The organism is Chitinophaga sp. H8 (assembly GCF_040567655.1).
In the GTDB taxonomy this organism is placed as follows: domain Bacteria; phylum Bacteroidota; class Bacteroidia; order Chitinophagales; family Chitinophagaceae; genus Chitinophaga; species Chitinophaga defluvii.
The window spans coordinates 260,937-287,074 of the sequence record NZ_JBEXAC010000003.1 but is presented as its reverse complement, the minus strand read 5'-3'; the positions used below and the strand labels follow the sequence as shown (position 1 = coordinate 287,074).

Sequence of the window (26,138 nt, the reverse complement as noted above, 5' to 3'; positions counted from 1 at the left end):
AGTAATGTTTGTCTGCAACCGGTATTATCCGGGCATAGTAATGCCCGGTCTTTTTACACGGAATTGCAAATCCGGATGCAAAGTTGGCAAGCGCGTAGAACACACGCATGTCGATTAGGGAAATCTATTTACGCAATCGGGAAAAATAATTGCTCATGGCCAGGTGAAGCCTTTTAGGGAGAAAGATACAGGAGGGAGTGTTGAGGGGAGTGATGCCCTAAAAAAACTGATAGCCTTTAGTAGTAGTTAACTGTTAAAAGCTATCAGCTCACAGCTGGAAGCTAGCGGCTCGCAGCCAGTTTATTCAGTTCACTGATATCCACGATACCGGTTTTGCGCCATACTTCCTTTCCATTTTTATAGAAAATGAAAGTAGGAGGTGCGATGGCATCTATGGCTTTCATGACCTCCTGGTCCCGGCCACCATCTACTTTCACCAGTTGTACTGTTTTATTGGTCTGCAAAAACTGTTGCAGTACCGGTTCCATTTTCCGGCAGGGAGGACACCACTCGGCCCCTACATCAACCAATACCAGCTTATCTGCTTTTACTGCCTGCCAGAAAGTATTAACCGTCATTTGGGGTGCTGCTTTTACACCATCCAATGCCTTTCCTGCTTTTTTCCAGGCATTGATCCCTCCCTGCATTTCCACCACTTCCTTAAATCCGTTATCCCTCATCCAGGCCGCCGCAGCATTACTGCGTCCCCCACTCAGACAATATACATATACGGGTTTCTCTTTATCCAGGTACTTTACCCGCTCATTGAACTCCTCTTTTTTAGTATAATCAGCCTGTAAAGCGTTATGCAGGTGTCCTGTATTAAATTCTCCGGCGGTTCTCACATCAAAAATCTGTACCCCGGGCTGTTGCATGCCTTCTTCAAAAGCAGCTACATCCACCGTCTGTTGTGCCTGACCTGACATCCAGGCAAATAACAAAGCCAATACCACCACAGCAGGTCTCAAAAATTTATTCATGGTTATGCTGATTTAATCTTGTAAAGTTAATAAACACTTCACTCCCCTGCCGGGCAGGATGTGAATTATAACAGGGTGCAAAAGTATTAAAATGAAAAAATGGCCCGAACAGTGCCCTGTATGCTTCCATATCACCACCAAAAGGCGGGCCGGAATGTGCAAATTCTCTGTTAAAAAGCACGCCGGCAAGGTGTCCGCCTTGATCCAGCAAATCATACATATGCTGTACATACTGCGTTCTAAGTGCAGGATCCAGTGCACAGAAGAAGGTTTGTTCCAATATCAGGTCATATTTGGCCTCATGCAGGAAAAAGTCCTGCGCCACAAGCTGGATACCGGTTCCGGCAAATCTTTGCCGCAACTGATCTACTACCACGGTAGCAATATCCAGTACAGTTACATGCCGAAAGCCCTGCTCCCATAAGTAGGCAGCCTCATAACTATTGCCTCCACCGGGCACCAGGATACGTAACGCCTTGTTTTCCAACTGGTCGATATAGGCTTTGAGCGGAGGCGACACCGTGCCCATGTCCCATCCCGTTTCTCCATTTATATACCTGGTATTCCAATAATCTGCGTTCATATAGGTAATTTTTGGCCATTATTGCGCTTGGGTAAATTTACTCTTGAAAAGTTTACGATATAATAATGCTTTCAATATTTTAAAATATTAACTTTAGCCTTTAGTAAGACGAACCTATCCAACTGCCTGAAAAGGCCAAACCATACGATGAGAGACCGCCAGCTATGTCCTTTGGGAAACTTTAAGCGTATACTGCTATGTATCATAGTATTTGTATCCGCCCATTTACAGAGCATCGCTCAAACAGTAGACTTTACCACCGATAAATGGGGGGATTGTGCCCCTTTTCCAGTACAATTCAGGAACCTGAGTACCAATAGTGCCTCCGATCCGTCCTTACAACCGGAAAGCTTTACATGGACGCTGGGCAGTGCAGGCACCTCTACCGCATGGAATCCTGCCAGGATCTTTGATTTACCCGGCACCTACGATATTACGCTCACCGTAAAATATCCAGGTAAATCCGCTATCTCTACTACACATCAACTGGTAGTATATAAAAAACCAGATGTAAAATTCACCACCTCTGCCATAAAAGGCTGTACGCCATTGGCGATAGACTTTACCGATCAGTCGGCCGCCGGTGATGGCACCATCAGTAAGATCATATGGGACTTTGCAGATGGTACCTCCGCAGAAGGCGCCAACGCTACACACACTTACACCCGTGGGGGAAGTTTTAGTGTAAGCAGCATCGTCACAAATAGTTATGGGTGTAAAAGCGGTAGCAGCCAATCTACCATAATTACCACGCAAGAGGCCCCGGTAGCCAGTTTTAAAAGTGATGTCAGGGGTAGTTGTCAGACGCCACTTACGGTAAATTTCACCAACACCACTACCAGCAACAGCAATGCTGCATTAAATTATACGTGGGATTTCGGAGACGGTAAAACCAGTACGGAAGTAAATCCTTCCCATACTTATACTGCAGAAGGATCATTTACGGTAAGTCTGACCGCTACCACTTCAGACGGCTGTTCGCATACGGTAAGCGAAAAGGCATTCATCGAGATACAACAGAAAATGCAGGCCGACTTTTCGGTAACACCGGTGGCCTGTGCCGGCAGGGAGCTTACTTTTACCAATACCTCTACTCCCAATGCCCAGCAAACTTTATGGGAATTTCCCGATGGCACGACAGCTACCAATGCGGTTGCTGTTAAAACATTCCCGCTTGCCGGCACCTATACCGTCAAGCTTACTTCCAGTGGTGATGGCTGTCAGGCATCCACTACCAAAACAATCGTTGTAAATGAATTACCAAAAGTAGATTTCAGCGCTACCCCTCCCGCAGGGTGCAGCACACCATTCAAAACTACCTTTACCAGTAATGCCCCTAATACTGTTGCCTGGAGATGGGCTTTCGGAGATGGTACTTCCGGTACAGCACAACATCCGGCCAAGACCTACACCCAGGAAGGTGATTTTGATGTAAAGCTCTGGGCAGCCACTGCTACCGGATGTGCCGATTCTATTACCCGCAGAAAATATATACAGGTACATACGCCTGAAGTAACCATACAAACCAGCGGCAGCGGCGGCTGTATTCCCTACGACGTCACCTTTACCCCCGTAGTTACTGCCAGTGAAGCAGTGGCCTCCTATGCCTGGAATCTGGGAGATGGTACTACTGCCAATGTACAACAGCCTAAACACCAATATACCAAAGAAGGTAATTTTACCGTTACCCTGGAAATCACTACCACCAGCGGTTGTAAGCGTACCGCCACCACTACCGTAAGCGCCGGTAAAATTCCGGTGGTTGATTTCAGCGCCACCCCACTGAAGGATTGCAGAAGTGTGCCGGTAAAATTCACCAATAAATCTACCCCTCCAGGTACTTCCTGGACCTGGGATTTTCCGCAGGATAACAATGCTACGGAAACGGATGAAAACCCCTCTCATACTTTTGACAGACTGGGCGTACATGATGTTATACTTACGGTAGACAATTATGGCTGTGTGAGAAGTGAGCGTAAAAATGCCATGATAGAGATCTTACCTCCCCGGGCAGCATTTACGATTACCGGCAACATATGCGTGGACCGGTATATCCGGCAATTTAACGACCGCTCTGATTTTGGAGCCTCTGCTACCAAGAAGTGGCACTGGGATTTTGGGGATGGCACCACCTCCGATCTTCCAAGCCCTTCACATACTTTTGCCGCTCCCGGATTGTACAATGTAACCTTAACCATCGATAATGGCAGTTGTACCTCTGTACGTGGTGCAGAAGTACTGGTGATAGATGAAAAGCCTGTACTCAAACTGGATCAGGATAAAGCCTGTATGGGCAATACGGTAAAAGCTTCCATTGTGCCGGGCAACTATAACAATCTGAGGGTATACCGTATTAACTGGGGAGATGGTGTAACAGATTATATTGTTCCGGATAAATCCAATCCGGATGTCCGCTGGTCACATATCTATACACAGGCAGGCACTTATGCCGCAGCACTGGAAGTGCAGGATAAGAATTTGTGCTGGATCAGCTCACCAACGGTCAGTATCGATGTACATGGCGTAAAGGCAGCCTTTGCATTTGAAGGCCGCAACTGTGAGGGCGATGAAATCACCTTTAAGGATCAGTCAACCGCCAGCAGCGGTACCAGTATTACCTCCTGGGTATGGAATTTTGGAGATGGTACCTCTCCCGTAACCTTCACCACACCAACCCCCAGCCTGGTACACGCTTTTAATGACATGAAAGTATTTCCCGTAGCACTTACGGTACAGGATGCCAATGGTTGTGCGTCTACCATCAAACGTAATGTTCCCATTGCGGTGGTAAAAGCGGCTTTCGGTGCCCCCACGGATGTCTTTTGTTTAAATACCAGCTATACTTTTTCCAATTTCTCCGTTACGGCACCACTTACCTATGCCTGGGATTTTGGCGATGGCACCACCAGCAGCCAGGCCGAGCCACAAAAGCAATATACGCAGCCAGGCACTTATGATGTGCAACTGACGGTTACCAATCCGGTAGGCTGTAAAGCGGTGAGCAAAATGGCGGGATACATTAAAGTACCTGATCCTAAAGCCGCTTTTACCGCCCCTACCCCCGGAGAATCCTGTCCGCCGGTAAATCTGAAGTTTACGAACACCTCTACCGGTTATGATAAAGTATTGTGGGACCTGGGCGATGGCAGCAGCAGTACAGACGTAGACGCTTCCCATAATTATATCCGGCCGGGCACGTACAATGTAGTACTGGAAGTAACCGGTTTGGGCGGTTGTAAAAGCACCAGCCAGCCCACTGCCATTACTATCAAAGGCCCTGATGGACGCATTACTGCCGGCCCTGCTACCGGCTGTGTACCCATGGCGGGTGTGCTGCAATCACAAGGCGTAACGGATGCAGTAAAATACATCTGGGATTTTGGAGATGGGGAACCATTTGAAACCACCAGCACACCTATCGCTCCTGCACATACCTATACGAAACCAGGTATCTTTTATCCCAGGCTGATCCTGGAAGATGCTGATGGCTGCCGGGTGGCAGCATTAGGTGATGATAAAATCATTGCCGACAAGGTAACGGCAGCATTTACCGTAGATGCCTCCCAGGCCTGCGATGGTGGTGTAGTCAATTTCAAAGATAACAGCAAAAGCCTTACGCAGGACCAGCTGGGACTGCCTATGACCTATGCCTGGGATTTTGGTATTCCCGGCAGAAATGATGATGTGAGCACTTCGCCCAATCCCAGCTTTACCTACGATGAGGTGAATACTTTCCAGGCAAAGCTGATTACTACCAGCAGTTATGGCTGTACGAATGAAACAACCCTGCCGGTTCTCATTGAGCCAAAACCTTTGGCCCGGATCATGCCTGTATCTCCGCTTTGTGAAGGCGCAAGTGTACAGCTGACCGGTAAGGATGATAAAAACCTGCCTGATACCAAATGGATGTGGACGGTAGGCACTGATAAAACCTATCCGGTGGAAGTACCACCCAGCTTTGCTTTTGATCAGCCTGGCAATACACCTGTACATCTGGAAATACGGAATGCCAGTGGCAACTGTCCTTCAGTGGCAGATGCCACCATTATGGTGCATCCTTTCCCAACACTTAATGCCAGCCCGAAACTTACAACAATATGCCGGGGAGAAACGCTGCAACTGCAGGCCAACACTGCCGCGGGTACAACCGTTACCTGGACCGACTACAATATTTCGGATATCCACAGTGTGTCTCCCAAAGTAAACCCGCTGACAGACACCGTATACCGTGTGCTGGCAGAAAGCCAGTTTGGCTGCAAGCGCGAAGATGAAGTGCATATACAGGTATCCCAGCCACACCAGACAACGGCTACAGGTGCTACTATCTGTGAAGGCAGGAATGCCCGGCTCAGTGCCAGCGGAGCTACCAGCTACCTGTGGATACCGGCTACGGGCCTTGACAAACCCGATGTTGCCAATCCTGTGGCCAGCCCCGTTTCCACTACTACCTACCAGGTAGTGGGTTATGGTACCGACAAATGTTTTACGGATACTGCTCTCGTAACCGTAACCGTGAACCCCAGCCCCGTAATTAATGCCGGACCGGATATTATGGCACCCGTAGGTTCAGAAATACGTATACCCGCGCAAGGCAGTCCGGATATTACCAAACTGGAATGGCTGCCGCAAACAGGGCTCAGTTGCACGGATTGTTTGACGCCGGTCGTTACCCCTAAAACGTCTGTCACCTATCATGTCACTGCGACTAACCAATACGGCTGTTTCAGTATGGATGAGATCAACATTAAAATGGTTTGCCAGTCCGGCGCCGCTTTTTTACCTAATACCTTTACCCCTAATAATGACGGGCAAAACGATATTTTCTATATCCGTGGTAAAGGCATTCAGCGTGTAAATGTATTCCGCATCTATAACCGTTGGGGACAACTGGTTTTTGAAAAGGGAAACTTTAATATCGAAGATCCTTCTTTTGGATGGGATGGCCGCTTCAAAGGCACGCTGCTCAATCCGGATGTATTTGTATACTATGCCGAACTGGTATGTGATACCAATGAATCGTTTGTATTACGGGGCAATGTGACGTTACTGAAGTAGAGCTTTTAGCTGTTAGCTAGTAGCTTTTAGCAGGCAAGCCACCGAAAAGGGAGAAGAGCTGTGAGCTATGAGCTGCTAGCCTCGAGCTTTTTGAGCGAAGCTAGTAGCGGATGGTTTCAATTTACATAGTGGCTCGAAGCTCATGACTCATCGCTCGAAGCTTTAAAATATCCCACGCAGCCTCACCTTTCGAAGCTAAAAGCTAAAGGCTAACTGCTAACAGCTATTTTACATGCTTTTTTTTCGTAATTTGTGCTTCATATCCAGTAATACCTATGAAAAACTCTCCGGCAATGTGTTTACGGGCGTTACCGCCTTGCCTGCTATTGGCCATGGGGCTATTACAAAGCGCCATTGTAAAAGCCCAGCAAGCGGTTTTTACTTATACTGCAGTACCTGCCTCCCAATGTGCCCCTGTTACACTCACGTTTCAGAATACCAGTACCGGCAATCCGGTAGGTTATACCTGGGATTTTGGAGATGGCAGGACATCGCATACCGCTGCTCCGCAAATTACCTATACTACCAGCGGTACCTTCCGGGTAACCCTGGTAGCGCAATATGAAAATGGTACCAGCACCGTATGGAAAGAAGTGATAGTAGGCAATTCACCTGCAGTAACCTTTTCAGCTAATATGACCAGTCATTGTAAGCCTTATAATCCGGTATTCACGGATGCCACTGTGGGCGCCGTTTCCCGTACCTGGGATTTTGGAGATGGTACAGCCCCTGTTACGACCACTGCTGCAACAGTGCCGCATAGTTATACCCGGGAAGGCATTTTTGATGTAACACTTCATGTTACAAACAGTGATGGGTGTACGCAATCGCTTACTAAAAAAGAGATGATCCGCATTGCATTTCCGGAAGTGGATATCAGCACTCCCATCGCCGGTTGTGCACCGCTGAATACTACGCTGAATGCCACCTCCGGCAACCTGATCAATGATCCGGTGAGTAGTTATGCCTGGGATTTTGGAGATAATAATACCCTTACTACCACGGTACCTGTGGCTACACACCTGTATCCCAATACCGGCACCTATGATATTACCCTTACTGCTACCACCCAACAAGGATGTATGGTGACCCGCACCTTTCCCGCACAGGTAAGGACGGGCAAGCCGCCAACACAGGTGAGCTTTACGGCTTCTCCTCTTATTACCTGTGCCGGTGAGCCGGTACGCCTGCTGGCCAATGCCGTTGATGCAGATACCTATCGCTGGGATTTCGGAGACGGCACCACTGCAGAAGGAGTAGAAAATGATATCCGCCATACCTTCATCGACAATGGGATACTTACCGTTAATATGCAGGCAGGGAATAATGGTTGTTATACGAGCAGTGCTCCTGTAGCAGTAGAAGTAAATGGCCCGGTAGCCAGATTTTCCTTTACGCGTTCCTGTGATAACAAAAACCAGTTCACCTTTACCAATACTTCCAAAAGCATGACTGCCAATACCACCTACGAATGGGATTTTGGAGATGAAAGCCCATTGGTAAGTACCCAGGATGCTATACATACCTATACCCAACCAGGAGAGTATACCGTAAGACTTACGATCAGGGAAAATGGCACCAGCTGCAACAGCACTGCTTTGCATACCCTGTATGCTTTCACCGCAGCGTTCGACAATGGGGTAAGAACGATTTGCCGGGGTACTGAGATTACCTATAAGGTACTGAATATACCCGCTGTATTGGTAGATGAATACATCTGGACATTTGGTGATGGGACGGTAGTACATACCACGCAGCCAGACCTTCCCAAAAGATGGGAAACCACCGGTATATTCAGTGACCAGCTGGAAATCCGGTATAAAGATGCCGCCTATTGTACGGATGTTATCCACAAGCCCGCTGCGGTAGAAGTAATAGCTCCACGGGCTGATTTTTCGCTGGCCAGCAGTACCTGTGCCAATCAGCCTGTTACCTTCAGCAACATTTCTCAGACATCCCCCAATATTCCATTTACTAACTGGGAATGGCAATTGGGAAATGGCACTGCCTCCTCCCTGCAGGTGCCGGTGCCGGCCAGTTATTCCTCCAGCGGAGATTATCAGGTAAAACTTATTGTTACAGATGCCCGTAATTGTGTGGATTCCATTACGAAAGCGATTACTATCAACCCTACCCCTTTTGTGCATGCTGCAGCCCGGGATGCGATGATCTGCGAAGGAAACCGTACTACATTAGATGCTATTTCAGATGCAGCGGTACATTGGCTGCCTGCCAGCGATATCAGTTGCAATGATTGTATATCGCCACAGGTATGGCCCGTTACCGACACACGTTATAAAGTACGGTCAACTAACGCATATGGATGTACTGTAATTGATTCTATAGATGTAAAGGTGGTTCCTAAAGTACAGCTCTCTGTAAGACCTGATACGGCTGTATGTATAGGGTCTTCCGTAAAATTAAGCGCCGCAGGCGCCAAAAACTATAGCTGGACGCCTGTAAACTATCTTACTAATAATCTCATCGCAGATCCTGTAACTACCCCTACTGAGGAAATAGTGTATACGGTAACCGGCTCCAATGACCCGGGATGCCCTTCTCAGAGCCTGCAGGTAAAAGTAGGCGTAAAAGCGCGCCCCACAGTAAGTGCCGGCCCAAGCCAGCTGATCACTGTAGGTAGTACCGTGAAATTAAACGCTACTTCCAGTACAGATGTCATCAAATGGGACTGGTCCCCCACGGATTACCTGGATTGCACCACCTGCCCTTCCGTAAATGCAGCGGTACGTAAGCCCATTTCCTATGCGGTTACAGCTACCAATCAGGAGGGTTGTACGCAGAGTGCAGTTGTAGCAGTAGACCTGATCTGTGATCATGACGTGATATTTATTCCTAATACCTTCAGCCCTAATGGAGACGGGCAAAATGATATTTTTTATCCACGCGGAAAAGGTATTAATTTTATCAAGTCCTTTCGTATTTTTAACCGGTGGGGACAAGAAGTTTTCCGGCGCGAAAAATTTAACATTGATGATATCAGCGCCGGCTGGAATGGAACCTACAAAGGAGTAGCGCAGCCTGCAGATGTATATATTTATTTCCTGGAAGCATTTTGTGACACACAGGAATTTTTTCAATTGCAAGGAAACGTAACTTTACTTAGATAAAATTTTAACCTGGCCAACATGAAAACCTTGTGTAAACTATTACTGACGGTGATGGGTATGTTATGTACCATTGCCCTGACCGCTCAGGATATACACTTATCACAGTTCTATGAAACTCCTATACTCCGCAATCCTGCATTGATAGGCATCTTCAATGGAGATGTCAGGATACAGGCAGTATACCGCAATCAGTGGAACAGTGTTACCATTCCTTATCAAACCGGTACATTAAGCGGGGAAGTAAAATTTCCGATAGGAAGGGGAAACGACTTTATCACTACGGGATTGCAGGTAACATATGACCGTGCAGGTACTTCCAGGCTGCAGGCTACCCAGATCTTTCCGGCAGTGAATTATCATAAATCACTCAGTGAAGATAAATCCATGTTCCTGTCACTGGGTTTTATGGGCGGCATGGTACAACGGCAATTCGACCCTACCCATCTTACCTTTAACAACCAATATACCAACGGGCGCTTTGACCCTTCGGCCCCCACCGGGGAAGAGGGAAGGCTGGCCCTGAAAGGATATACTTACCTGGATGCCGGCGTAGGCCTCAGTTTCAACAGTGTAATCGGAGAAGACATTAATTACTTTGTCGGCGCCGCCCTCTACCATTTTAATAGGGCTAAGATTTCCTTTTACAAAGACAAAAGCATAGAGCTGGATCCTAAAATCACTTTCAATGCCGGTATTACGGTACCTGTTTCAGAAAATGTAAAGATCATCGGCCAGTATAACCAGCTGCACCAGGGGTCTTATTCAGAGTATGTAGGTGGTGCCCTGGTAGGATATGGCTTACTAAGCCAGGGATTGGAATCCACCCGGGGAATATATGGCGGGGTATTTTTGAGATGGAACGACGCCATTATACCTACCATGAAACTGGACATGGACAAGTATGAAATCGGGATGAGCTATGATGCCAATATCTCGCAACTGCGTACTGCCAGCCAGGCTTTTGGGGGATTTGAAGTATCTGTGGTATTCAAAGGCTTCCTCAACAGCAGGAACTCTACCCTGGAAAGCGTGAACTGTCCGAGATTCTGATAGCAGTTTTGTGATCTGTACTATATGAAATGCTGAATACTTATTAACTTTAGGCTTTAACTTTTAATATATCAGCAATATGACAACAGGAACTAAAGCACCGGAATTTTCATTATACAACACGGAAAAGCAAAAAGTAGCACTTTCTGATTTTAAAGGGCAGAACCTGGTTATCCTGTTTTTCCCGATGGCATTTACCGGCGTATGCACCAAAGAACTTTGCAGTGTAAGAGACAGCCTGGCGCAGTTTAACAATACCAATGCAGCTGTAGTGGGTATTTCCGTAGACTCTCCATTTACCCTTGGCAAATTCAAGGAAGAGCAGCAATTGAATTTCCCGCTGTTATCTGATTTTAACAAGGAAGCTTCCCAGGCATATGGCGCTTTTTATGAAACATTTGCCCTGGATCTGAAAGGGGTATCTAAGAGAGCGGCATTTGTGATCGACAAAGACGGCGTTGTACAATATGCAGAAGTGTTGGAAAGCGCTGGCGACCTGCCCAATTTTGAAGCAGTTCACCAAACCCTGGCCAGCCTGAACTAGGCTTATCCGGAAAACGTTAAATAACGTTAAAATTTATGTAAAAAAGATGGCGGGAACAACTATTTGGCCCGCCATTTGTTATTTTTACGTAGGAAGTGGTGTCTGAAAGACGCTGAATCAGCTAACAAAAAAATAGGAAATATTCGAATAAATTTTTATCTTTAAGTACTATGTGGAAAACCTCTACCCTCTTTCTTACATGTATTCTTTGCTTCATGTCGCTGATTGGCGTGGCGCAAACGACTACCCCTCAACCTGGAACGGAGGGGCCAGCCAAAATTGTTAAACTATATCCGAACCCCGCATCTACTACTATCAATTTCCAGATTCAACAACATAATAACGACCGCTCTTATGATCTTATTGTGTACAATTTTCTGGGAAAGAAAGTAGACCAGGTAAAAAACATGAATAACAGGACTGCTTTAGACCTGGATAACTATTACAGCGGAGTATACATTTTCCAGTTACGTGATCAGCGCGGCAACCTGGTAGAATCAGGTAAATTCAATGTAGTAAAGTAATCCGGAGATTTTTATCACTTGTTCTTCAGCTTCATTACCCTTCCTTCTATTCCTCTCCACTGCCTGGCTATCAGCCTGTAAAAAAATATCCCACACCTTTTACTGATGTGAGATATTCTTTATTATTTTTTGTTATTCCCTTCCTTTTAAGATACTTCTACAATCAGGAACTTCAGGTAAGTAGTATTTTCGATATTACGCAGGATAGGATGATCTTTGGCCTGTGTTTGAAAAGTAACCTGTCTTAACCGCTTTTTAGCATCCCTGGCAGCCTGGTCAATCGTTTCCAGGAACAGTGCCGGAGGCACCAGATTGGTACAGGAAGCCGTTACCAGGAAACCACCCGGTTTCAGCAGCTTCATACCACGCAGGTTGATTTCCTTATAGCCGGTTACTGCTTTGGAGATATTTTCCCTGCTTTTGGTAAATGCCGGTGGGTCCAGGATCACCACATCAAACTTCTGCTCCTCTTTAGTCCACTGTTTCAGTGCATCAAATGCGTTCCTTGCTTCAAATTTGCAGATATCCTGCAGGTTATTGAGCTGGGCATTGCGGCGGGCAGTATTGACCGCATGTTCTGAGATATCCAGTCCGAGTACGCTCTTAGCCCCATAAAACCCTGCATGACAGGAAAAGGTCCCCGTATAGCAAAAGGCTTCCAATACATCTCCTCCTTTTACAATACGTTCAATTTCCCGGCGATTGTCCTGCTGATCGAGAAAATAGCCGGTTTTCTGACCATTTTCGATATCCACATGGAATTGCAGCCCGTTTTCATTGATGATGATATTGGTATCAAAAGCATCGCTTAGAAAACCTTTTTGCTGGCTCAGCCCTTCCAGTTCCCTTACAGGCACATCATTCCGCTCATAAATGCCTTTAGGGGAGAATATTTTATGCAAAGCATCCACAATAGCGCCCTTCCACTTATCCATCCCCATCGCCAGGGTTTGTAATACAAAGTAATCATTGAATTTATCAATGATTAATGCCGGCATATCGTCCGCTTCCCCAAATATCAGGCGGCAGTTTTCCACATATCCCAGCTTCCGGCGATAATCCCAGGCTTTCTGTAAGCGGCGGTGAAAGAATGCCGCATCAATTATTTCATTTTTATCACGGGTCAGCAGGCGTACAAGGATCTGTGACTGGGGATTAATGTACCCCCGGCCCACAAAGAAGCCCTGGTGGGTAAATACATCTACTATATCACCAGCTTCCACAGGCCCCTGTATCTCCCCCACTTCATTCCCAAATATCCAGGGATGTCCTTGCAACACCCTGTTCTGGATTTTTTTCTTTAAAAAAACTTTAGTCATTGATTGTATTTCGAGGCAGCAAAGGTAAGTAAATAGCTATTAGCAGTTAGCTTTTAGCTGTTAGCTCCTGTAATGGTAAACCACCGGTTAAAAGGGGCGATAACAGATTTGTTACTTATAAATATTACACCCTGCACATTACAACACAACTCATTAAAACGCTGCATTTTGGCTAAAAGCTAACTGCTAATAGCTAACCCCTTATTTATCGTGTCATTTTGTCGTCTGTATGGGCTTGGCAAAGAAATTGTTCCTTTGTTTTACGCAGACAATATTTACCATTATGACAGAAAAAGACAAAGACATGCAGACAAACGGACAGGAAAACAGTGATCAGGAAAACGTTCAAAGCATGCCCAATTTAAATACAGACGAAAACATGAGTGGAACTTCGCATATGAATGATGAGCTGGCAGAAGAAAGTGTATTGGAGAAAAAAGAGCAGGAACTGAGTGAAATGCGGGATAAATACCTCCGTCTGGTAGCTGAGTTTGATAATTTCAAGAAGCGTACTGCCAGGGAAAGGATCGAACTGATGCAAACTGCCAATAAAGAGGTAATGATTGCCTTACTGGATGTGCTGGATGATTGTGACCGTGCCACGCAACAAATGGACACTGCAACGGACCTGAATGCAGTAAAAGAAGGTATATTATTGGTTTTCAATAAATTAAAGTCTTCCCTGTACGCCAAAGGCCTGAAACCTATGGAAAGTATACATACTACTTTTGATGCTGACCTTCACGACGCTATCACCGAAATACCTGCACCTTCCGAAGACTTGCAGGGCAAAGTACTGGATGTACTGCAAAGTGGTTACTACCTGAATGACAAAATTATACGTCATGCAAGGGTGGTAGTAGGCAAATAATGACGATGTGGCATAAATAATATACACAAACCAATGCCGGTGCCCTATAGCCTGGCAATAAGTGACTTAAACAGATGTCTACTAAAAGAGATTATTACGAGATATTGTCCGTGAGCAAAACGGCTTCGCAGGATGAAATCAAGAAGGCTTACCGTAAGGTGGCCATGCAGTACCATCCTGATCGTAATCCCAACAACCATGAGGCAGAGGAAAAGTTCAAGGAAGCTGCGGAAGCCTATGAAGTGATCAGCGACCCGGACAAGCGGGCGCAGTATGACCGTTATGGCCATGCCGGTATGAATGGCCGTGGTGGATTTGGTGGCAGTGGCAGCATGAATATGGATGACATCTTCTCCAACTTTGGCGATATTTTCGGCGATGACCTGTTTGGCAGCTTCTTTGGTGGTGGCGGTGCACGTGGCGGCAATGGCGGCAGAAGAGGCAGAGGAACCCGTGGGTCCAACCTGCGGGTAAAGATCCGCCTCACTTTTGAAGAGATTGCAAAAGGTGCCAATAAAAAGATAAAAGTAAAGAAACATGTACCCTGCAGCCATTGCGGTGGCCTGGGGGCAAAAGATAAAAACGCTTTCCAGACCTGTACTACCTGTCATGGTTCCGGACAAGTAAGGAAAGTGACCCAGACCTTCCTGGGACAAATGCAAACCGTTACTACCTGCCCTGCCTGTCATGGGGAAGGCCAGGTAATCACCAGCAAATGCGGCCACTGTAAAGGAGAAGGCCGGATGTATGGTGAGGAAATGGTGAGCATCGATATTCCAGCTGGTGTACAGGAAGGTATGCAGCTGAGCATGAGCGGAAAAGGAAATGCCGGCGAAAGAGGCGGCGCTCCCGGCGATCTGCTGATCCTTATTGAAGAGGAACCACACCCGGAACTGCAGCGCGATGGCCTGAACATTGCCTACGATCTGCATATCTCTTTCCCAGACGCGGTATTTGGTACCCAGGTAGAAGTACCTACCATTGACGGAAAAGCCAAGATCAAAATCCCGGCAGGTACCCAAAGCGGCAAAATCTTCCGGTTAAAAGGCAAGGGATTCCCTTCCGTTAACTCGTACGAAAAAGGAGATCAGCTGATCCATGTAAACGTATGGACACCACAACATGTAAATGAAGAAGAAAAAGGACTCCTGGAAAAAATGCAGTCTTCCCATAATTTCAAGCCTAATCCAGAGAAATCAGATAAAGGATTTTTTGAAAAGGTAAGAGACATCTTCAGCTAAGTTTTCAAAACAGGACGATCCCTGTTCATCATATTTAAGCGGATACATCAGGGAACTGGTGTATCCGCTTTTTAGTTTTCCGCCATAACATTTCCCTGATTTTGCTGCTTTTTAAATTAAGTTTTAAGAACTTGCACCGATATGGCACCATCACCCGATAAATTACAGATGTTTGAAAACCGGCTTACCAAGGTATTCCGGCATCTGAAGAAACTGGCCCGGCGGCAAAATATCAGCTGTTACCGGGTATATGATGATGATATTCCAGAGTTTCCTTTCAGCATAGAGCTGTATGAAAATAAAGTATATGTGGCCGAATACCAGCGCCGGCATGGGATGGAAGAAGAAGCCCACGAAGCCTGGCTGGATAGCTGCCTGGAACTGATCAGCAAAGTATTGGAAATACCACTGGACCTTATCTTCGTAAAACAGCGCCAGCGTAAACAGCATCGGCAGGCACAATATGAAAAGCTCTCTTTTGAAAGCCAGGAAATGATTGTGCAGGAAGCAGGGCTAAAATTTAAAGTGAACCTGTCCGACTACCTGGATACAGGATTATTTCTCGACCATCGTATTACCCGTGGAATGGTACGTGAGGAAGCCAAAGATAAAAAGGTGCTGAACCTCTTCTGCTATACCGGTTCTTTTTCTGTGTATGCTGCTGCTGGCGGTGCTACACAGGTAACATCGGCTGATCTTTCCAAAACCTATTTAAGCTGGGCAGAAGAGAATATGCGGCTGAACGATATAGACGTTTCCAAACACGAGTTTGTACATGCGGATGTATTGCAATACCTCGATACCCTGAAGCTCAACACGTTTGACCTGGTTATCATGGACCCGCCCACTTTCTCTAACAGCAAGCGGATGAAGGATTTCCTGGATATACAGCGGGACCATGTTACTTTATTGAACAAGGTATTACTGGCTACCAAAAAAGGAGGTGTTATTTATTTCAGTAACAACTACCGCCGTTTTGTGCTGGATGAAGCCCAGATTGAAGCCAGTAGTATACGTGATATTACTACCCCTACCACACCATTCGACTTTCAGCAGAAGCTGATCCGTAAATGTTACCGGATAGTGAAGTAACCTTTTAACAATATGCTCACCGCTTTCATACTTCTTTATTTAGTAGTTACCATACTTATCGGCCAATGGGCAGCACGGCGGGTGCATAGCGCCAATGATTTTGTGGTGGCAGGCAGGAAGCTTCCTTTAGGGATCAGCACCTGCGTAATATTTGCTACCTGGTTTGGATCAGAAACGATGCTGGGCGCCACCAGTGAATTTTCGAAGCATGGCTTCCTCGGGGTAATGGAAGATCCTTTTGGTGCTTCTTTGTGTTTACTGCTGGTAGGATTATTTTTTGCAAGACCACTTTACCGGTATAACCTGCTTACCTTCTGTGATTTTTTCCGCGTACGGTATGGGCGGAAGGCGGAAGTAATATCCGCCCTGCTGATGATTCCTTCCTATTTTGGCTGGATAGCGGCACAGATTGTAGCGATGGGGATTGTGATCAATACTGTAATGGGCGTGCCCCAGGAAATAGCCATGATAGTGAGTGGATTGATTGTAATGGCTTATACTTATTCTGGCGGGATGTGGTCGGTATCAGTAACCGATTTTATACAAACCCTGATGATCATTGCTGGCTTGCTGATCATTGCGTATACTTTTACCAGGCAGGCCGGGGGATTTGAAAATGTAATTGCCCAAACACCTGCCCGCTATTTTCGTTTTCTACCGGATCATCACTGGCAGGAATGGCTAAAGTATGTGGCTGCCTGGATGACGATAGGGCTGGGCTCTATCCCCCAGCAGGATGTATTTCAACGGTTGATGTCAGCTAAGAATGAACGTACCGCCGTTTACTCCTCATTCCTGGGAGCAGGCATGTACCTGTTTTTCGGGTTACTCCCCATTCTTATTGTCATGTGTGCCCGGGTGCTGTATCCTTCCTTACTGGAAGGAGAAGCAGAAAAGATATTACCTAATATGGTATTACAGCATGGCTCCCTGTTTATAAAAGTGTTGTTCTTCGGCGCCTTGTTATCTGCTATTATGAGTACCACCAGCGGTGCTATCCTGGCTCCGGCAACAGTGCTGGGAGAAAACCTGATCCGGCCTTTCTATAAAGATATTTCAGACAAACAACTGCTGCGCGTAATCCGGTTATCTGTGATCGTGGTATCTGCTATATCTATGGGTATGGCGCTCATCCAGCAAAACATTTATCAACTGGTCGCAGATTCCTCTATCTTAAGCCTGGTATCTCTTTTTGTACCGCTTACGGCAGGTTTGTACTGGAAAAAGTCTACCCATGCAGGGGCTATATTATCTATTATACTGGGCACAGCAGGTTATATTATAGCAGAATGGACAGATTGCCGGGTACCTTCTTTAATGGTGGGATTACTGACCAGTATAGCAGGTATGGTACTGGGTACCTACTTGTCTACCTTCATTCCTTTAAGGGTTTTCACCATTTTCAGAAATTCTGAACGATAACCCCCACTGTCCTCTCCCAGGGCTTTGCGCGCTATCTGCATCACCATGTTACAATCACCGGTTCCCTTGTATTCCGACTTCCGGAGAATCATACCCATGAGTGCCACGGAAGCGGCAAAACGAAAATCATTGCTGGCTTCTTTAAAGGTGGTTTTATGTGCAGGTATCTCCCCGGGTAATACATACACCGTGGTATCTTCATTCGGTGCACGCCAGGAGATCTTCATATGCGCGAGGAGGCTGTCTGTACCCGTAGCCGGGTCCTGTGGAATAATTTCATATAATGCTACTGCGCAATGCCCGGCTCCTACAATGCCTCCTACCATCCTTTCTCCTTCCGCAGTATCCGCCTTCAGGATTTTATTCTCATATCCTATCAGCCGGTAAGCCTTTACTTTGTCTGGATTAAACCATACCTGTGTCTGCACATCCTTGGCTATTGTAAACAGGGTACTGCCAAACTCCCGCGCAAATATCTTATTCGCTTCTTCCAGGTTGTCTATATAAGCAAAATTACCATTCCCCTTGCTGGATAAACTTTCCAGCTTAGACTCTTTATAGTTGCCCATCCCAAATCCCAAGCAGGTAAGCATGACCCCGCTTTCCTTCTTTTCCGTGATTAGTTCTTCCATTTCCTTATCACTGGATTGCCCCACGTTAAAGTCTCCGTCGGTAGCCATGATCACCCGGTTGTTGCCATTGGGGATATAGTTTTCCACCGCAATCTGGTAGGCCATTTTTATGGCTGCTTCTCCTGCCGTAGTACCACTGGCACTCAGGATATCGATCGCATTGAGGATCTTTTCCTTTTCACTGCCAGACGTGCAGGGCAGGATCACACCAGGCGTACCCGCATAGGCTACGATAGCTACCTTATCCTGCGCGCGCAGGCTATTGACCAGGATACGAAAGGCTGCCTGCAACAGGGGAAGTTTATTGGCAGTTCCCATAGAACCTGATCGGTCTATCAAAAAAACCAGGTTACAGGGAGGAAGGCTATCCATATCCGGTTTACTACCTCTTACTGCGATCTGCAGCAGGGTATGTCCCGGCTCCCATGGGCAATCAGCGTACTGGCTATAGTATGCCAACGTATTGCCCGGTGCTGGTAACGGATAGCTGTAGTGAAAATAATTTACCATCTCTTCTATCCGCACTGCATCAGGTGGTATCTTTTCTTTCAGGTGGATAAAACGCCGGATATTACTGTAAGCTGCACGGTCTACATCTATGGCAAAGGTGGAAGATGCACGTACCTTCGTATTGGCAAACCTGTTTTCATAGATGGCCCCGTAAGTTTCATTATAAAAGGTACGAATCCCCATCCCTACATTGCCATAATTAGGGTTGGCCCCTTGTGTAAATTTTGCGCGGGAACGGGCTTTAGCCAGCATGATGTCGTCCATCTGCTCGGCCGCAGGTACCAGGGACACCAGGATGCGGTTGGCATTTTCAACAGGTACTGTTTTAGCACTGTACCGGGGATGCCGGAACTGCAGATGTGTGCTTCCCGGAGGAATGGCGATCTTAAAAAGTCCGTAATTGTTGGTTACTGTTTTAGCGGTATCGCCGGCTACGCAAATAGCTACGCCAGGCAGGGGATTGTGGGTAATACTATCCTCCACGGCTCCAGTTACCCAAATGGTTTGTGCGCTCGCAGGTAAAAGGGATGATACAAAAAGAAGCAGTACAAGAAACTTTTGCATCAGATAACAAAAAAGATATATAAATCCTGGCCCGAATTTAGTTAAAAAACAGGCCTTGTCCAAACCTTTCCCCGGAATGGGCGGACACATCTTTTATGTTACGGCATTTCTACCAGCTGGTAGATCTGGGGCAGATTACGGCCCAGGCCATCATAATCGAGGCCATAGCCCAGCAGGAATTTATCTGGTACGGAAAAGCCCAGGTAATCAATTTTTATAGGATGAATTACCGCTTCGGGCTTTGTGAGCAGGGAGGCAATCATGAGCTTTTTAGGTTGCTGATGTTCCAGCTGTGGTAAGAACTGGCTCAGGGTTCTGCCGGTATCTACAATATCTTCCAGGATAACCACGGTACGGCCAAAAAGGTCTTCATCCAGTCCTATTGCAGTAATTACGTTACCACTGGATTTGGTGCCTTTGTAGGATACCAGTTTGATAAAGGAAATCTCAGCTTCTATGGTCAGGTGTTTAAAAATATCTGCAGCAAACATGAAAGAACCATTGAGGATAGCAATAAACAGTGGCCTCTCTCCTTCCAGGTCCTTATTTAATAACGCGGCCATTTCCTTGATCCGCAACTGTAATTCCGCTTCACCGATATAAGGCTGGAATTTCTTATCATGCACTTGAATAACCGACATATTGCTACATTTCCTTTGTTAATAATTGCCACAAAATTACTACTTACCTACCAGGAGGCGCTGACCGATTTTAATATCGTTGCCGGATAAATTATTCCACTGCTGTAATTGAGATACGGTGGTATTATACTGTCTGGCAATTGCAAATAATGTTTCTTTGGGCTGCACATCATGGTACTGCAAAACGCCGGGTTTTGCAGCGGCTGTTTTAACCGGTGCAGGAGGATTGTCTGTTTGTGCAGGTGCCTGTGCCCGTGGTGTTACCGGTGTTACTTCGGCCACTTTTTTCAGATCTTCCACCATGCCGGGTGGTAAACCATTTTGCTGGGGAGCAGGTGTTTCTTTCGCAGCAGGTACCGCTGCTACACTTCCTTCGCTGGCCTTTTCTATTTCCTCTTTTAAGCCATCCAGGGCTTTACGGGGAGAAAAGTCGGCCGGTTCTTCCTGCTTAGGTGCATTTACGGCCAGCCGGGGCTTTGCAGAAGCATACCCATTTAACGCCAGGCGTTGTCCCGGGGCGGGCTCCTCACCTTCACTCATTTTATTGCGGCGGCGTAACCATTTCATCTGTACCCCTTCTGCCTGCGCAATGTCGTGCATGGTTTCTGTGGCGGCTACAGTATGATAATCATTCCGGCCTTTCTTGGCTTTACGCTGCAGGAAAATAAAGGTATTCCGTTTTAGCGGACGGTCATCTTCCAGGTCATTAAAGCGTACCAGCTTACTTAAACGGATATCTTTTTCATTAGCCAGCTGGATCAGGGAAGTACCAGCAGCTACAAAAATTACTTTACGGCCATTGATCTCAAACACACCTTTGGGATAACTTCCCAGATCCATAGCGGGTGGTGCTATAGGAGCTGCCACGGTAGCAGCTGGCCTGGAAGCGGATCCATTGCTGGTGTTATGCTTGTTTCCTCCTGCATAAACAGGGTTTGTTGTCACATCACTGTCGAGCGGTATTCTTCCCAGTGCTTGAAGACTATATCGTTGCAGGTCATAATCTTCTATTACTTTGATCAGCTGCTGCGGATAGGTTTTATTAGTGGCGTATCCGGCTTGTTTGAGTCCGAAAGCCCATGATTTATAATCATCCTGGCTAAACTGGAACAGGAAGGAATATCGGGGGTTATTTCTTAAAAAATCGGAATGATCCTTATAGGAATCGCGCGCTGTTTCGTATACACGAAAGCATTCGCCGCGGGCATCATCATCATAACTTACCGTTTTACCGGTCCAGTTATTCTTACATTTAATACCAAAGTGATTATTGGAATTGAGTACCAGCCAGCCATTGCCTGATTGTGTTTCTACGATACCCTGGGCCAGTTTGATAGCGGCAGGAACGCCTGAGCGGCGCATTTCTTCAATAGCGGCTCCTTTGTAAAGCGCGATATACTGCTCTGTAGTTAGTTTTTGTGCCTTCAGCAAAGGCATGCAGCCAACAAGAAAACTGACTACCAACAATAATTTCCTTATTTGCATGTATTAAATTTAGCTGTGAGCAATTCGTCTTTGGCCCTTTGCCGCCAACCTGCTTACCTGTCATCTGAGCTATTAGATTTTATACTGTCAGTGCACCGATATTACTTTTTCCGGATCATGAGTAAGCCATCCCGCACGGTCAGCAGCACCTGTTCTGCCCGGTCATCTGCCAGCACTTTTTCACAAAACCTGATCATGGCCTTAGGGTTAGTACCCTGCTCATTTTCCGGTAGCAGCACCTCTCCGTGATAGAGTACATTATCGGCCAGTATGATACCACCGGGACGAAGCTTTTCCCACACCATATCCAGATAGGCACCATACCCCACTTTATCTGCATCAATAAATACCAGGTCAAACACTTCTTCCAATTGCGGGATGATCTCCAGTGCTTTCCCGATATGCATCTTTATTTTATGGCCATGACCAGCCTGCTCAAAATACTTTGTACAGATGGTTTCCAGTTCTTCATTTACATCAATGGTATGGAGTATGCCATCAGCGGTCAGGCCTTCTGCCAGACAGATAGCGGAATAACCCGTGAAAGTGCCGATCTCCAGAATACGGCGGGGTTGCATCATATGACTCACCATGCTCAATACACGCCCCTGAATATGCCCGCTAAGCATATGTGGCAAGGCTACTTTCAAATGCGTTTCCCTGTTTAACTGATATAACAACCCGCTTTCCGGACTGGTATACTTTTCTGCAAACGCCTCCACTGCCGCCGGTATGATCTCCATATATAAAATTTCTGCAAATCTATTGCAAAAAGTGGAAAGGTTAAAGCTGAAAGTCATGAATACTACATCACCTGACTATTAAAACAAACGTTTATACAAACACATTTATTTCTGCAGACTGCATTCAAATACCTGCAGCTTAACCGGTATCCTTATATTGTTAGAAGTTTGGCCGTAGTTTATTAGTGGTATAGAACACCCGGAAATACTCCACTACTTCATCAGCTGTATCAAACAGTTGAAGCAGGTTCAGATCTTCCGGAGAAATATTGCTCTCCTTTTCCAGCATCACCGTGCGGACCCAATCCAGCAAGCCACTCCAGTAGTCACGCCCTACAAGTACCATAGGTGTTTCAGTCATTTTCTTTGTCTGGATAAGTGTCAATACCTCAAAAAACTCATCCATGGTACCAAACCCGCCGGGCATCATAATAAAGCCCTGCGAATACTTGGTGAACATGACTTTACGAACAAAGAAATAATCAAAGTTCAGGCTCTTATCGTAGTCAATATATTTATTGGGATATTGTTCATGCGGCAGGGTGATATTGGCGCCTACTGATTTGCCATTAGCGGCCTGTGCGCCTTTATTGGCCGCTTCCATCACACCGGGGCCGCCACCGGTAATTACGCCAAATCCTTCTTCAGAAAGGCGACGTGCAATTTCTTCCGCCAGGTCATAATATCTGTTGCCCGGCTTGGTACGAGCGGAACCAAAGATGGAAATACAAGGTCCTATTTTAGCCAGGGATTCAAAGCCTTCTACAAACTCTGCCATGATCTTGAATATCTGCCAGCTGGAGTGCGCACGGGTTTCTGTCCAATCTCTTTCTTTCAGGTTCTTTAAAGTATCATTCATTCAATCTGTATTTTTAACTTAATAATAATCCGGCAGTCTTTACTGTGATGATGCCGCTTCGATACCCGAATTTATGACCATTTATCCATTAAGCCGAATTTTGATATATGATAATTGTTCTCCGGAACCTTTAAATTTGGCGCTTAAATATTCATTATGGGCAGAAGTATTGCTGTTTTTTGCGGTAGCAGTATGGGTAATCACCCCTCTTATGCAAAGGAAGCGCAGGCACTGGGTCACCTGCTGGCACAACATGATATCACCCTGGTATATGGTGGTGGTAAAGCAGGCTTAATGGGAGTAGTAGCAGATAGTGTACTGGAAAAAGGCGGAAGAGTAACAGGCGTAATCCCTGAGTTCCTGAATACACGGGAACGCAAACACGAAAATCTTACGCAGCAGATAGAAGTGCAGACCATGCATCAGCGCAAAACCATTATATATGAAATGAGTGATGCCGCTATTGCCTTGCCTGGTGGCTTTGGCACACTGGATGAGCTGTTTGAGATCATTACCTGGAACCAGCTCACGCTGCACACAAAAATGGTAGGATTATTGAACGTGGAAAAGTTTTATGATCATTTATATCAGCACATACTGACTGTCAGGGATGAAGCCTTTGCCCCCACCATCCAGGTAGAAAACCTACGGATGGCCACTACGGCAGCAGCATTATTAAACCTGATGATGTAAGCCATAAAAAAAGCAGGTAACTGGAAAGAAACCTGCTTTTATTTAACACGTTGTCAATTGTAGATACTTGTTATTACTATAAAATTAAGGTTCTGTGGCACATGAGTATCCTATACTGTCCTGTTCGGCCTGCTTCGATCATGTTATCCCCGTACCGTATCCGCCGTTGAACATTAAATTTTTGCCGTGATTTCTTCTGCCAGTCCAAATCCCAGTGTCATACCGGCTCCTCCCAATCCATTTACGATAGTCACTTCTTTCTCCGGCTGGAGGATCAGGTCTGTTCCGCCATTGGTCAGCTTAGGATAAATACCATGCCAGCGCTCCTGAATAGTATAATCCGGTGCAGCCAGGAAAGTATGCATATATTTCAGGATGAGTGCATTGATGAACTCCTTATCGAAAGGTTCAAAGTCCGGCCCATATTCATGGGAATCTCCAATGGAAAGCTCTCCTGCACCATTTTGCGAGATCAGCAGGTGGATCCCCCATTGCAGGTATTCCGGCATTTCTGCCTGCACCCGTTTCTTCAGTGCATCCAGGGTACTGCAGGTATTAAAAGCTGCATAATGCATCAGGGTAAGTCCTGCGCACAGCGCTGGCCCTAACGACCAGTTGCCGGGTTGTGGCACGGTCCGCATCATTTGCAGTTTACATTTTGTGAGGGGCGCCTGGGCGTATACTTCTGGGTACAAAGTTTCAAAATCAGCACCACTGCAAACAAATACCTGGTCTACCTGCCATTTTTCGTCCTTTGTCCGGATATAGGGCATCTCCAATGAATTCACCGCTGTTCCCCAGCGGAAGGTAACTGCCTGCTGTTCTTCCAGGTACCGGGCTATAACAGCGCTGGCCTCCCGCGGGTTGACGGTCATTTCGGTGCTGCTCCACATGCCTGCCAGCAGCCCGTCCATTTTCACAGCCTGACTACGCTGTGCTACCTGTTCCGGGGTTAACAGCTGGCATTCATAACCATTGGCAGGGGCGGTGCGAGTAAATTCTTCCAGTACTGCCAGCTCGTCCTGCTGGTATACCAGGTGCAGGGAGCCTGTTTCCTGGCATTGTAATCCGGTAGCGTTGGCCAGGTGCTGCCAGGTACGACGACTCTTTAAAGCACGTTCATACATATGGCCTGCCGACTGGCCCACAGGCCATACCAGGCCAAAATTGCGGATAGATGCACTGATGGCTTTGCTGTTGCGCTCAAATACCACTATTTTTTTTCCCTTGCCGGCCAGGTGATAGGCCATGGCAAGCCCTACAATGCCCGCGCCAATAATAGCTACGTCGGCCTGATGTTGTTGCATAATATGCTATTGAAGATCTCAGAGTATGGTGAATAATTCGTCTAAAGTAGCGATCAGGTGGGTATGAGGGCCTGCTGCCAGCTGACTCCTGGTATACGCACCGGTAGTAACACCTATTACATAGCGGCAACCGGCATTGGTACCTTCTTCCAGATCGGAAACCGTATCCCCTACTTTGGCTACCGCTTTAATACTTTGAATGCCCAATTGCTCCATCGTACGATAAATCATATAAGGATAAGGCCTGCCCTTGGGCACCTCATCGCTGGTCACCACGGCATCAATAAGTCCGTTGTGCTGCCAGCCTACCCTTTCCAGGATAACATTCGTAATCCCCCGGTCAAAACCGGTATCCAACCCTACTTTAATCCCCTTTTCCTTTAATGCCTTCAACACGGCGGTGGTGCCTGTTTTTTCCCTTACAGCCGGACTATGGGCATAATGATTTTTCATTTCCTGTACAAACTGTTCATGCAACTGGTCTATAAACACAGGATCTTTAAAACGTGCATCCTGCTTTTGCTCCAGCAAATGGCGGATTGCAAACGGCTTGGCATACCCCATTACTTCATTAACCTCTTCCACAGACACAGTTACCCCTGCCGTCTTTATTGCTTGCTGCAATACCAGGGCTACATTGGATTCATCATGCAGGGTAGTGCCTGCAATATCAAATACGACTAGCTTTATACCCATTGTTTAGCGCGTTGTTTGTTCTGGCAAAGATAGCATCCATAGCCTATAAAAGTTTAGCCATTATAAACAATTAACATTAGATTAATGCAGAAAACGTATCAATATGACTGGTTCACTTACCCCCTAAATACATATTACACAAGGGCTTCATCATCAAATAGTCTTAAAAAAAACGGGCCGACCTAAAAATATTGGCCAG

Annotated in this window: 20 protein-coding genes; 10 read left to right on the top strand and 10 right to left on the bottom strand. The window is 46.4% G+C overall.

From position 1 onward, the window contains the following. Positions 1–281: 281 nt before the first annotated feature. Together ABR189_RS28060 and ABR189_RS28055 are read right to left on the bottom strand one after the other, a co-directional pair. Positions 282–980 carry a rhodanese-like domain-containing protein gene (locus tag ABR189_RS28060; RefSeq protein ID WP_354663842.1) on the bottom strand — a complete coding sequence of 233 codons (699 nt, stop codon included), beginning with the start codon at positions 978–980 and terminating at the stop codon, positions 282–284. After that, positions 973–1,563: a methyltransferase domain-containing protein gene (locus tag ABR189_RS28055; protein ID WP_354663841.1), complete on the bottom strand. Its 591-nt coding sequence runs from the start codon at positions 1,561–1,563 to the stop codon at positions 973–975. The genes ABR189_RS28060 and ABR189_RS28055 overlap by 8 nt, the downstream gene beginning before the upstream one ends. Positions 1,564–1,710: 147 nt before the next feature. Here ABR189_RS28055 and ABR189_RS28050 point away from each other — a divergent pair, with 147 nt between their 5' ends. From ABR189_RS28050 to ABR189_RS28030, 5 genes are all read left to right on the top strand, one after another. Continuing rightward, the gene (locus ABR189_RS28050; protein WP_354663840.1) at positions 1,711–6,618 is read left to right on the top strand and encodes a PKD domain-containing protein; all 4,908 of its coding nucleotides are present in this window, start codon (positions 1,711–1,713) and stop codon (positions 6,616–6,618) included. Positions 6,619–6,893: 275 nt separating this feature from the next. Next, positions 6,894–9,746, top strand: a complete 2,853-nt coding sequence (locus tag ABR189_RS28045) for a PKD domain-containing protein (RefSeq protein WP_354663839.1) — start codon at positions 6,894–6,896, stop codon at positions 9,744–9,746. Between the two features lie 18 nt (positions 9,747–9,764). Next, a complete protein-coding gene (locus tag ABR189_RS28040) occupies positions 9,765–10,796 on the top strand; it encodes a PorP/SprF family type IX secretion system membrane protein (RefSeq protein WP_354663838.1) in 1,032 nt (343 codons plus the stop codon). A 79-nt stretch (positions 10,797–10,875) separates the two neighbouring features. Next, complete coding sequence (locus ABR189_RS28035; RefSeq protein WP_354663837.1) at positions 10,876–11,340, top strand: redoxin domain-containing protein; 465 nt, start codon at positions 10,876–10,878, stop codon at positions 11,338–11,340. Between the two features lie 215 nt (positions 11,341–11,555). After that, positions 11,556–11,864 carry a T9SS type A sorting domain-containing protein gene (locus ABR189_RS28030; RefSeq protein WP_354663836.1) on the top strand — a complete coding sequence of 103 codons (309 nt, stop codon included), beginning with the start codon at positions 11,556–11,558 and terminating at the stop codon, positions 11,862–11,864. A 146-nt stretch (positions 11,865–12,010) separates the two neighbouring features. Here the strand turns inward: ABR189_RS28030 and ABR189_RS28025 are convergent, their stop codons facing one another. Then, positions 12,011–13,183 (bottom strand): class I SAM-dependent rRNA methyltransferase, encoded by a 1,173-nt coding sequence (locus ABR189_RS28025; RefSeq protein WP_354663835.1) that lies wholly within the window; start codon positions 13,181–13,183, stop codon positions 12,011–12,013. 283 nt (positions 13,184–13,466) lie between these two features. Here ABR189_RS28025 and ABR189_RS28020 point away from each other — a divergent pair, with 283 nt between their 5' ends. From ABR189_RS28020 to ABR189_RS28005, 4 genes are all read left to right on the top strand, one after another. After that, positions 13,467–14,054, top strand: a complete 588-nt coding sequence (locus ABR189_RS28020) for a nucleotide exchange factor GrpE (protein WP_354663834.1) — start codon at positions 13,467–13,469, stop codon at positions 14,052–14,054. A gap of 74 nt (positions 14,055–14,128) precedes the next feature. Then, positions 14,129–15,295, top strand: a complete 1,167-nt coding sequence (dnaJ, locus tag ABR189_RS28015) for a molecular chaperone DnaJ (protein WP_354663833.1) — start codon at positions 14,129–14,131, stop codon at positions 15,293–15,295. Between the two features lie 141 nt (positions 15,296–15,436). Beyond that, positions 15,437–16,387 carry a class I SAM-dependent methyltransferase gene (locus ABR189_RS28010; RefSeq protein ID WP_354663832.1) on the top strand — a complete coding sequence of 317 codons (951 nt, stop codon included), beginning with the start codon at positions 15,437–15,439 and terminating at the stop codon, positions 16,385–16,387. A gap of 12 nt (positions 16,388–16,399) precedes the next feature. Then, positions 16,400–17,809 (top strand): high affinity choline transporter 1, encoded by a 1,410-nt coding sequence (locus tag ABR189_RS28005; protein WP_354663831.1) that lies wholly within the window; start codon positions 16,400–16,402, stop codon positions 17,807–17,809. Here the strand turns inward: ABR189_RS28005 and ABR189_RS28000 are convergent. The 5 genes from ABR189_RS28000 to ABR189_RS27980 form a co-directional block, all read right to left on the bottom strand. Next, entirely contained in the window at positions 17,749–19,515 is a 1,767-nt protein-coding gene (locus ABR189_RS28000) for a YfbK domain-containing protein (RefSeq protein WP_354663830.1), read from the bottom strand. The genes ABR189_RS28005 and ABR189_RS28000 overlap by 61 nt on opposite strands. 98 nt (positions 19,516–19,613) lie before the next feature. After that, positions 19,614–20,156: a hypoxanthine phosphoribosyltransferase gene (hpt, locus tag ABR189_RS27995; RefSeq protein ID WP_354663829.1), complete on the bottom strand. Its 543-nt coding sequence runs from the start codon at positions 20,154–20,156 to the stop codon at positions 19,614–19,616. A gap of 39 nt (positions 20,157–20,195) precedes the next feature. After that, positions 20,196–21,641, bottom strand: coding sequence for a glucosaminidase domain-containing protein (locus ABR189_RS27990; protein WP_354663828.1), 1,446 nt, complete (start codon positions 21,639–21,641; stop codon positions 20,196–20,198). Positions 21,642–21,742: 101 nt separating this feature from the next. Next, a complete protein-coding gene (locus tag ABR189_RS27985) occupies positions 21,743–22,384 on the bottom strand; it encodes an O-methyltransferase (protein WP_354663827.1) in 642 nt (213 codons plus the stop codon). A 160-nt stretch (positions 22,385–22,544) separates the two neighbouring features. Beyond that, positions 22,545–23,243: an LOG family protein gene (locus ABR189_RS27980; protein ID WP_354663826.1), complete on the bottom strand. Its 699-nt coding sequence runs from the start codon at positions 23,241–23,243 to the stop codon at positions 22,545–22,547. A 156-nt stretch (positions 23,244–23,399) separates the two neighbouring features. On the opposite strand from ABR189_RS27980, the gene ABR189_RS27975 reads away from it, so the two are divergent. Beyond that, a complete protein-coding gene (locus ABR189_RS27975; RefSeq protein ID WP_354663825.1) occupies positions 23,400–23,936 on the top strand; it encodes an LOG family protein in 537 nt (178 codons plus the stop codon). 173 nt (positions 23,937–24,109) lie between these two features. Here the strand turns inward: ABR189_RS27975 and ABR189_RS27970 are convergent, their stop codons facing one another. Together ABR189_RS27970 and ABR189_RS27965 are read right to left on the bottom strand one after the other, a co-directional pair. Continuing rightward, on the bottom strand, positions 24,110–25,243 hold the full coding sequence (locus ABR189_RS27970) for a TIGR03364 family FAD-dependent oxidoreductase (protein ID WP_354663824.1): 1,134 nt from the start codon (positions 25,241–25,243) through the stop codon (positions 24,110–24,112). Positions 25,244–25,261: 18 nt separating this feature from the next. Beyond that, on the bottom strand, positions 25,262–25,939 hold the full coding sequence (locus tag ABR189_RS27965; protein WP_354663823.1) for a phosphonatase-like hydrolase: 678 nt from the start codon (positions 25,937–25,939) through the stop codon (positions 25,262–25,264). Between the last annotated feature and the right edge of the window lie 199 nt (positions 25,940–26,138).